Annotated in this window: 5 protein-coding genes and 1 CRISPR repeat array; all 5 genes read right to left on the reverse strand. The window is 62.6% G+C overall.

Translation table 11 applies throughout. The annotated features are described in order from the left end of the window. On the reverse strand, positions 1–244 hold a 244-nt coding region (locus ACFMO7_RS15455), incomplete at its 3' end, for a hypothetical protein (RefSeq protein ID WP_376796389.1). An 82-nt stretch (positions 245–326) separates the two neighbouring features. Then, the gene (locus tag ACFMO7_RS15460; protein ID WP_376796390.1) at positions 327–911 is read right to left on the reverse strand and encodes a hypothetical protein; all 585 of its coding nucleotides are present in this window, start codon (positions 909–911) and stop codon (positions 327–329) included. 303 nt (positions 912–1,214) lie between these two features. Continuing rightward, positions 1,215–1,955 carry a DUF2690 domain-containing protein gene (locus ACFMO7_RS15465; RefSeq protein WP_376796391.1) on the reverse strand — a complete coding sequence of 247 codons (741 nt, stop codon included), beginning with the start codon at positions 1,953–1,955 and terminating at the stop codon, positions 1,215–1,217. Beyond that, positions 1,888–5,745: an MMPL family transporter gene (locus ACFMO7_RS15470; RefSeq protein WP_376796392.1), complete on the reverse strand. Its 3,858-nt coding sequence runs from the start codon at positions 5,743–5,745 to the stop codon at positions 1,888–1,890. The genes ACFMO7_RS15465 and ACFMO7_RS15470 overlap by 68 nt, the downstream gene beginning before the upstream one ends. A 76-nt stretch (positions 5,746–5,821) precedes the next feature. Next, positions 5,822–7,081 carry a hypothetical protein gene (locus tag ACFMO7_RS15475; protein ID WP_376796393.1) on the reverse strand — a complete coding sequence of 420 codons (1,260 nt, stop codon included), beginning with the start codon at positions 7,079–7,081 and terminating at the stop codon, positions 5,822–5,824. Positions 7,082–7,821: 740 nt separating this feature from the next. Then, positions 7,822–8,951: a CRISPR direct-repeat array (repeat unit 37 nt; unit sequence GTCAGAAGCAGCGAAGAAGCCCGTCTGGGATTGAAAC). The last annotated feature ends 42 nt before the right edge of the window (positions 8,952–8,993 follow it).

An 8,993-nucleotide genomic window follows, 5' to 3' on the forward strand; every position in this document is an offset into this window, starting at 1 on the left:
GCTGCTCGCTGCGATCAAAGGGATCGCTGACGATCATCTCCTGCAAGGCTTTCGGGGAGGTGATATGGCTATAGAGACCGTAGAGGAGGTCCAGAAAGCACTCCAGGTCCTCGATGGTGTAGCCTGCTGGGGCTGGCCCATCGGTCTTGAGCAGGCGCTTGCATCGCGCAGGTGAGAGCGTTGGCCCCTCCCCCTGCTGTATGACTCGATGCCGATCCTGATCACCAGACATGACACGTGACATCGGAACGAGTGGCCTCCTTTCTTCCGCTGACTATCTGAGAGGGGAGGACGATGAGCATGCAGACAGACAGGCATATCGCTGACTAAGGCTTCCCTGCTCCTGGGAGCAAGAGCATGGGATGGATCAGGAGCAGCACCAGGCCCAGCAGGCATCCTCCACACCAGAGGAGATCCAGCAGACAGATCCAGCGGCTGGAGAAGTATCCGTCCCAGAGAAGCCTTGGTCGGAAGACTCCAGGCTGGCGCTGGTGCTCTGCCGGCAACGGCTGTGCTCTCGATGGAACAGAATCAACCTTCTCCTGTCCAGGCTCACCTGGGGGAAAGACCCCGTCTTCAAGACCCAGGAGAGCAAGTGCACGTTCCCGCATACAGGCAAACGGAACGCCTACCCGGTAGGCACTTGCTCCCCAATGGGGGAGCTGCTCGGGAGGCAGGAGTACTACCAGCCGCTCCGCGCTGGCCCGGCAGCGCCGCAACAGGAGCTCCTGGTCCTCCACGAGCGGCCCTGTTTCCGGGAACTGCATAAGCAGTGCAGGAGCAGCACGGGGCAGTCGAGTAACAATGTCCTCAAAGGTATCCGTCGCCTCGATCTCGGTGAGGGCCAGGCCCAGACGCCGCCCCTCTGCACCGGCCATGTTGGCAGCACTTGGGAACCAGGACAGATGCATAGGGATTCTCCTTTCGGGTCGGGTCGAGCGAAGAGAAGATTGCGTCTGCATTCCCCTACTACACACTTTTCGCCTCTCCCAGTGAGGGATTAGTCCCTTCGCAGGGAACTTGGTGTTCACAGCCCGAGAGATCAGGTCTCGCGTCCTGGGGAATGACTGCCGTCCAGTGCAGTGTCACTCTTCCTGCTGTCACCCAAGCCGGTGGCGAGAGACACGCTGAAGGAGTGGAGGCAGCCTTCCCCCCGCTCCCTTTTCACATTCCTGCCTGGCGGCAGATAGCCAGGCAGGAATGTGAGAGGTCGGCTATCCTGTGGGATGAACTCCAGGAATGGTCGTGGCAATCACCTGAGCCGGGCCCACGATGATTTCAATCGTCACGGTTGGAACGAAGGCATAGACCATGTTCGAGTAGACCTGCGACGTCGTGGACAGGTAGGATGCCTTTGCTCCTGTGCCTAGATCGGGCAGGTAGACACTGATACTGGCTCCATGGAGAAAACTAAAGCCACGTCCCCAATAGGTATTGCAGAGCGGAGAGTGACGGACTTGCGCCAGGCCTACTGCGCGTGTTCCCCAGCGCATGGACACTTCATTAACTGTTTGCGCATCCAGCGAGCATCCTTCGACAATCGGATCAGTCCCCGTGCAGAACCGTGGCCGGTCCCTGGGCAGCACTGTCGAGCATGTCTCAAATGAGTTTCCCCTGGCCAGACTAGACGGAGTTGGCCGCAAGAGCAGGAAAACTGTCAAGAGCGCAAGCAGGATCAGGGCCAGCAGCCAGCAGAACCCATGCGCCTTGCTGGCCCTGAGGAGCCAGCGATGCCAACGAGGCTTCGTAAGAAGAGATGGAAAGCGGTACATCCGTGCTCCTTCCTTGCGAGGTCGCCTTGACCTCAGTGTCTCAAGCGATCGTTCGTACAACCAGTGTCGGTAGTGAGCGAGAACCTTCAGAGATGGGCACCAGGTCCGGCCTTCATCACCTCTGCTGCGTCTCTGTTGGGCCATGCCTGCTATCTGGGGGCCGGGGAGGATCGGAGGCCCCATGCTCCTCCTGCTGCAGGAGTCTCTGCTGCACCAGAACAGCCAATGCTTCAAGCACTGGGTGAGCCAGAACCTCTTCCACGGTTAGCGTCACCCCCAGGTGCTGCCTGATTCGCAGCAGGAGCTGCTCCAGAGAGTGCGAATCACCGCCACTAGTGAAGAAATGGCTCTGTCCCGTGAACTGGACAACAGGTTGCTGCAGCGTCTGAGCTACTAGCCTGATCAGCAGCACCTCCCAGGCCCGCTGTGCCTGCTGCTCGCTGAGGGGCAGGAGTTTGCCGCGCAGACGAGATGCCCCAGCTGCCACGCGCGGTTGGTTCTCCCTCCGCTGGCCTGGGAGCCACCAATTCCAGTTCCCGAGCAGGCGCATGGTTGCAGGCACCACGAGCGGGCGAATCAGAAAGGCATCTAGCCCGATGGCCACGCAGATACCCCAACCCAGCTCCTTAGTCACCACCAGCTGGGTCGTGAGAAAGGCTCCCGCCACCAGCAAAAACAGACAGGCTGCGCTGGTGATGAGACCTCCCGTCCGAGCCAGCCCCTCCGCCACCGCTCGTTCATTGTCGCGAGAGTGCCACCAGCACTCGCGCACACGGCTCAAGAGGAAGACCTCGTAGTCCATCGAGAGGCCAAAAAGCGTGCAGCCTAGCACGATGGGGACAAAGCGGTCCAGTGAACCGGCAGGCGTGAACCCCAGCCAGCCGGCTCCATGTCCCTCCTGGAAGACCCAGACCAGCGCCCCGTACGCTCCCCCGAGGGAGAGCAGATTCATCAGGATCGCCTTGAGCGGAAGCACCAGCGAGCGGAAAGTGATCAGGAGCAGCAGGACAGTTCCTGTCAGCAAGAAGATCAGTGCTAACCCACTGGCGCGGTAGAGTGCGCGATCAAATTCGAGCGTCTGGGCTCGTGGCCCTCCAATCTGCAGGAGGAGTCCCTCTCGCAGGGAAGCTGGCACCACGTGCAGCTGATCCAGCAGCTGGGCCTCCTCTGGGGAATCAGGAGCGCTGTCTGTATGCACGAGCAAGAGCATCGCCCCGCCTGGGGAAGGCTGAGGCGCGTGGTCCATAGGGAGATCGACGCCACTCACATGGGGCAGGCGTTCGATCCAGCTGACCAGCCGCATCACCCCGATGCGATCAGCCGCAGAGCGCATCGATCGGGGAGCTGTGGGTTGAACAACCACCAGAATCGGGGCCGGGTCAACGGTGGGAAAGGCACGCGTGAGCTCTTCCCACCCCTGCCGCGCAGGGGCATCAGCAGGCAGCACTGCTGCCCCGGGCAGGCCAGGGCGCAGGGCCAGTGCTGGCCAGCTCACCAGCAGGAGCAGCGCCAGCGCTCCCCCAAGGAGCGGCAAGGGATGGCGCATGACTGTCCAGGCCCAGCGTTCCCACCAGGAGACAGATCGGACAGCTCCTTGCGGTGCTGACACCGAGGCAGGGCTCGGACGCCGGACAGGCAGCAGGTCACGCCAGCGTTGCACTTGCCATGGGAGCAAGGAAGAGAGTGCCAGTGCATTGATGCGCGGCCCCAGCAGGCTGAGCAACGCAGGTAAGAGCGTGAGTGCTGCCAGAGCCGCCATGCCTGTGACCAGACAGCCTCCGACCCCCAGAGAGCACAGCAGCGGAATGGGGATCAGCAGCAATGCCCCAAAGCCCAGTGCCACAATACAGGCGCTGAAAGCAATAGCCTCGCCCGCAGTGGCCACCGTGTAGGCCACTGCCTCGGGCACTGCTCCGGTTCGTGCCAGTTCCTCGCGGAAGCGACGGATCAGCAACAGGCTATAGTCACTGGCCAGTCCCAGACCAATGATGCTCACCAGGCTCTCTGTCAGGCTCTGCAGCGAGAACAGCCGACCCAGCACTGCGAGTCCGGCCAGCGCCGTGAGCAGCGTCAGTCCGGCCAGCCCCACTGGGAGCAGGCTAGCGAGCAGCCCGTCAAAGACCAGCAGCAGGGCTATCAGGGTCAGGGGCAGCGCCAGCGCTTCTGCTCGGGCTGTATCCACCTGGGTGGCCTGCTGCAGAGCGGCTGCGACTGCAGCCTCACCTGTCAACCGGAGGTGAGCAGGCCCAGGGATGGCTCCCAGCCGGTCCTGCAGTTGCGGAACAAGCGTTGCCATCGTATCGCTATCCTCATCCAGTCCCAGGATTACCAGGGCCGTCTGTCCATTCGGACTGACCTGCGCCTGGATCGTCAGGACATGGGGGAGACTTCTCGCTCTGGCGACGACAGCCTGCTGTTGCTGTGCAAAGGAACGGCTCCGGGCCTGTTGGGGTGAGACAGAGAGCACTGCAAACAGCTGGGTTGCCGGCTGGTGGAGACGTTGACGAAGGACAGCCTGCACCTGGGCAGCTTCACCCCCAGGCACGGTTGTTCCTCCAGGCCGAAGCACCGCCCCAACCGTCTGCGCCAGTGGCAGGCTGATGAGCAGCACCAGCAGCCAGGCTCCTGCTACTCGCCACCGCCAACGCACCAGCCAGCGCCCCCAAACCAGGCCCAACCGGAACCCAGGGGGGGAGGACTGATCCTGCTCGCGCTTGGGCGGGTTGGCCCGAGAGACCCGCACAGGCGCCTTTTCCTGTCCGTGAGAACCAGCGACAACGCTGGAGCCAGTAGCGACCTGGAAGGGACGAGCGGGCCGATCTTGCAAGAGCGCCTGCTGGAAGAAGGCAGTTAGGCAGGCCACGTAGCGGTCAGGCACTTGCAGACAAGCGCGCACATGCTCCACCCCAGGCACCAGCCAGAGGGCCTTGGGTCGCCGGGCAGCAGCGTAGAGCTGCTGCGCCGCCGCCGCTGGAATCAGCCGGTCCTGCTGTCCGTGGATGAGCAAGACCGGTCGCGGCGCGATCCGCGCGATCGCTTGCACTGGCTCCACTTGCTCGAAGCGATAGCCGGCATGCCATCTGAGGAGCCTGTTGCTCACCCAGTACAGTGGCGGCAGCAACCAGTCCACCCATCGTGGTGGCAGGCGCAGGCGCTGTCGCACTACTTGCTCAACCGCTTGCCACTGGGTGGCAAAGGCGCTATCGGCAACCACTGCAGCTACCTCGGGGCAGCAGACGGCCCCCAGCACGCTCACAGCGCCCCCCATCGAGAAGCCCAGGGCCCCAATCCGACAACCCGGCGCCCGCTCTTGGGCATAGCGCACCGCGGCCAAGAAATCCTTGACTTCGCGATAGCCCAGCGTCAGCGGTACAGAGCCCCCAGCAGGCAGAGGACGCCCATGCCCGAGGTACTCGAACGCCAGGACGTGATGCCCTGCCTGCCAGAGGGCGCGGCAGATCAGAAGGACATCTTCCACAGGACGCCGATAGCCCGGGCTCACGATGATGAGGCTACGCGCGCCGGGCTGCGGGCAGTAGTACCCGGGCACGGGATACGAACAGGACCCGACCGTCACTGGAAAGGAAATGGCTTCGGCAGGCCACCCTACCAGGGCCGGGGTGAGCGTGGAGACCGGAGCCTGCCGCAGAGGCCGAGTAAGCGTTCGTACGACGACCTCTGCCAGCCCCAACAGGCCAAGCATTCCCAGCAAGCAGAGCACGCCCAGGCCAGCCAGGACCGCGAGAACGATGGGGAAGCTGACCAGCGAGACCAGCCGTCGGACCAGCACCAGGAGCGTTCCTGCCGGGTCGGCTCTCACTGACTGCTGTCCCCAGAGCAGGAGCAGCAGTCCAGTCACGAGGACCGGCAGCATCGTCCGTCGCAGCAGGGCAGAGCAAAGCCAGCCAGCGGATGAAGGAAGCTGGTCGGCGGGAGCAGCTTCCTGGTTCAGTTCTTCAGGAGAGCAGGGCATGGCGAGAGGACCTCCTTGAGACCTCCTTGATGGGGAGAAAGGCAGCGCTGGTTCACAGGATACTGGCACTGGCTTCTCAGGGGGGCGTCAGCAGAGGCAGGGTTTCTCCTGCAGGCAGATCGAGGCCATAGGTCGAGACCAGCCAGCCCGTGCCCCCCATCGGGGCTGCAGGTCCCTGCGCAGCCGGAGGCACTCGCAGCAGCAGGACCGACATCTGATGGCGCACGGGCTGCCCTGTCGTCGGATCGGTTTGTAGCCCCTGCTGAAGCTGCCCCGTTGCCGGATCGCGTCGCATCTGCCAAAGCCAGAACTGCACCGTTACCAGGGCAAAGCGTTGCCCCCCACGGACTTGCAGGGCCACCAACTGTGGCTCTGCATTCACTACCTCCTGGATGAGCTGCTCTCCTACGACTGCATCGTAGAAGGCCGGACTCATCCGGCGGTCATTCCGCTGGAAGCGAGCCTTTCCCCCAGGGGTGAGCAGGAACACCGCCGCCGTCAACGTCCCGCCGGGTCTGGTCCGCGTGCCAACGTTGCGGTAATCCAGGCTCATTTCACGGTCGGTAAAGGTGACAGCAGTCCGCAGCGCCTCAATGGCATCAGCGCGCGTCAGGCCTGCAGCCGTCCAGCCCGTTGGCAGCTCTGCTGCCAGCCATGCCGCGGGAACTCCAGGAGTCCCCTGATTCTGCTCTGCTGCCGGGTTCGTGGACCCCGCAGGTGCACTCGGGTCAGGACGACTGGTCGGCATGGGAGAAGGAGAAGGCGCCGCCGGTCTCCCTGTGGGGGTACGTTGGGCTCCTGGCGTACGGACAGCGCGCGGAACGGTGGCCGTGGGAAGTACCGCCGTCCCCCCTGTAGCGGTCCGCGTGGGGGAAGCAGCACCAGGTGCTGGGGCATGAGCCAGAGCTGTCGCCAGCAGCAGGCTCAGCAGCAAGAGGGTCAAGGCCACCAGGCCCAACCGGCGCAGCAGTGACCAGGAGGAGCGCCGGGCGATCATCGCCAGACCCGCTGACTGCGGCTGGCTCGCTGCGGCTTCTGGGACGGTGGGCATCGCCAGTGGGCCAGAAGGCTGGGGGAGGAAGAAGGATGAGGCATGCTCAGCGTCATCTTCCCAGGTGAACCATTCCTGCTCCTGCGCCGGAGAGAGGGCCGGCTCTGCCGCCCGGCTCGCTGCGGCTACCGACTCTGCTGCTGGCGAGAAGGGCGGCACCGGCGGCGGGCTCGCTGCTGTAGCTCCACCTGGCGAAGGGGAAGAGCTTGCACTGGTCCCAGCAGAGGGATCAGCCAGGGAGGAATCGCCTTGAGCGGCGGGCTGACGAGGTTCAGAGACAGACATCGCAATCGGCTCCTTTCAGCTCATCTCGTGAAGGCCATCGCAGAGATGGCCTCACACGCCCTCCCAGGGGTCTTGCCAACCCCCATTCGCCACATGGACGCACAGGTCCAGGTGTCCCCAAAGGAGGGGAGATTCGAAGGAGGAAGGCCGTCCCTGCTGGGCGGACTGCTTTGAGCATAGCCCTGGCGACTGGACAGCGAGGGGAATGGACCGGAGATGCCAACGGTCGCCCCAGGGGTCGTGGGGGAAACACCAGGGGAACAGGACGGGAACAAGACAGGAACAGAGGGGGGAGCGAGCCGGAACGGCTGGGTCGATCTGGCTCAGCCCCCTGGACTGGAGCGGGAACTATATCCTGGGTAGGGGGAACAAGGCAAGCGGGCGGACCAGCCAGCCGAGGGGTCCTGGAGGAGAGCGCTGCCCCCTCATATGGAGGTGAGGGTCGCCAGGATCAGGAGACCACAGGAGATCCCCGGCACGTTTGCTCTCTTTTCTGACTCCATTGCATCTAGAAGCATGCGATCCTCTTCATGCTCCTTTACCTGCTTCCTGCAGGTCACTTCGAGCATCTCGGCACCCGGCTTCCCACGCAGCGATGCTCGAAGGGCTTCCCTGGCCGCCGCAGGGCCACAGCGGCTGGTATCATGACCGCACAACAGCGGTCACTGCTGACCGCTTTTTTGGGATGCTCGAAACGGCTTGACGGAGACGGCTCCTGATGCTATCCTGAAGGAGGGGCTGTCAGAAGCAGCGAAGAAGCCCGTCTGGGATTGAAACGCACCTGTTCGTCTGGTCGCCGGTAGCAGTAACGCTGTCAGAAGCAGCGAAGAAGCCCGTCTGGGATTGAAACGGGAGTGGGTACGCGTGCGGGCTGCTCATACATTACGTCAGAAGCAGCGAAGAAGCCCGTCTGGGATTGAAACAGATGAAGCTCATAGTCCGAATCCAGAAATAGGTCTGGTCAGAAGCAGCGAAGAAGCCCGTCTGGGATTGAAACTTGGGGGTATAGAAGAGCAACCCGGTTCTTCCGGGACGTCAGAAGCAGCGAAGAAGCCCGTCTGGGATTGAAACACTTCGCAAACACGCCCCGTGACTAGGGGGCGCTGGCAAAGTCAGAAGCAGCGAAGAAGCCCGTCTGGGATTGAAACACAATCATTGCTCCTCCTTTCTTCAGACAACAGGAGTCAGAAGCAGCGAAGAAGCCCGTCTGGGATTGAAACACTACGATGAACTCCCCAGAGACTCCCCAACGGGTTGGTCAGAAGCAGCGAAGAAGCCCGTCTGGGATTGAAACCATCGTAGTAACCCTAGAAGCTGCCCGGCGGCTTGTCAGAAGCAGCGAAGAAGCCCGTCTGGGATTGAAACGCTTCCATTCCTCCAACCACCCTCTTGCAGGAAGGGAGGGTCAGAAGCAGCGAAGAAGCCCGTCTGGGATTGAAACTTGGATTTCCACTTCTGGGGACGAGGAAGAAGCAGCGTCAGAAGCAGCGAAGAAGCCCGTCTGGGATTGAAACCTCCCGGAGAGGGAGGAGCTGGCGCCCTACCGTTGCCGTCAGAAGCAGCGAAGAAGCCCGTCTGGGATTGAAACTTGGAGACACGGACCTCCATGTCCCCATCTCCAGGACGTCAGAAGCAGCGAAGAAGCCCGTCTGGGATTGAAACGAGCAGCGAGAGATAGCGCGCAAAAACGGACTTGCCGCGTCAGAAGCAGCGAAGAAGCCCGTCTGGGATTGAAACCTCTTGCGAGAGCAGCAGAGCTATCAGGCAGAAAAGTCAGAAGCAGCGAAGAAGCCCGTCTGGGATTGAAACCCAGGTCTCATCGACTCAGGACTGCTGCTACAAAAAGTCAGAAGCAGCGGAGAAGGCCGGCTGGGATTGGGGAGAGGGGTCACCCAGACAGGACCTGGTGCTT

Origin of the sequence: Thermogemmatispora sp., assembly GCF_042408735.1 — a bacterium.
In the GTDB taxonomy this organism is placed as follows: domain Bacteria; phylum Chloroflexota; class Ktedonobacteria; order Ktedonobacterales; family Ktedonobacteraceae; genus Thermogemmatispora.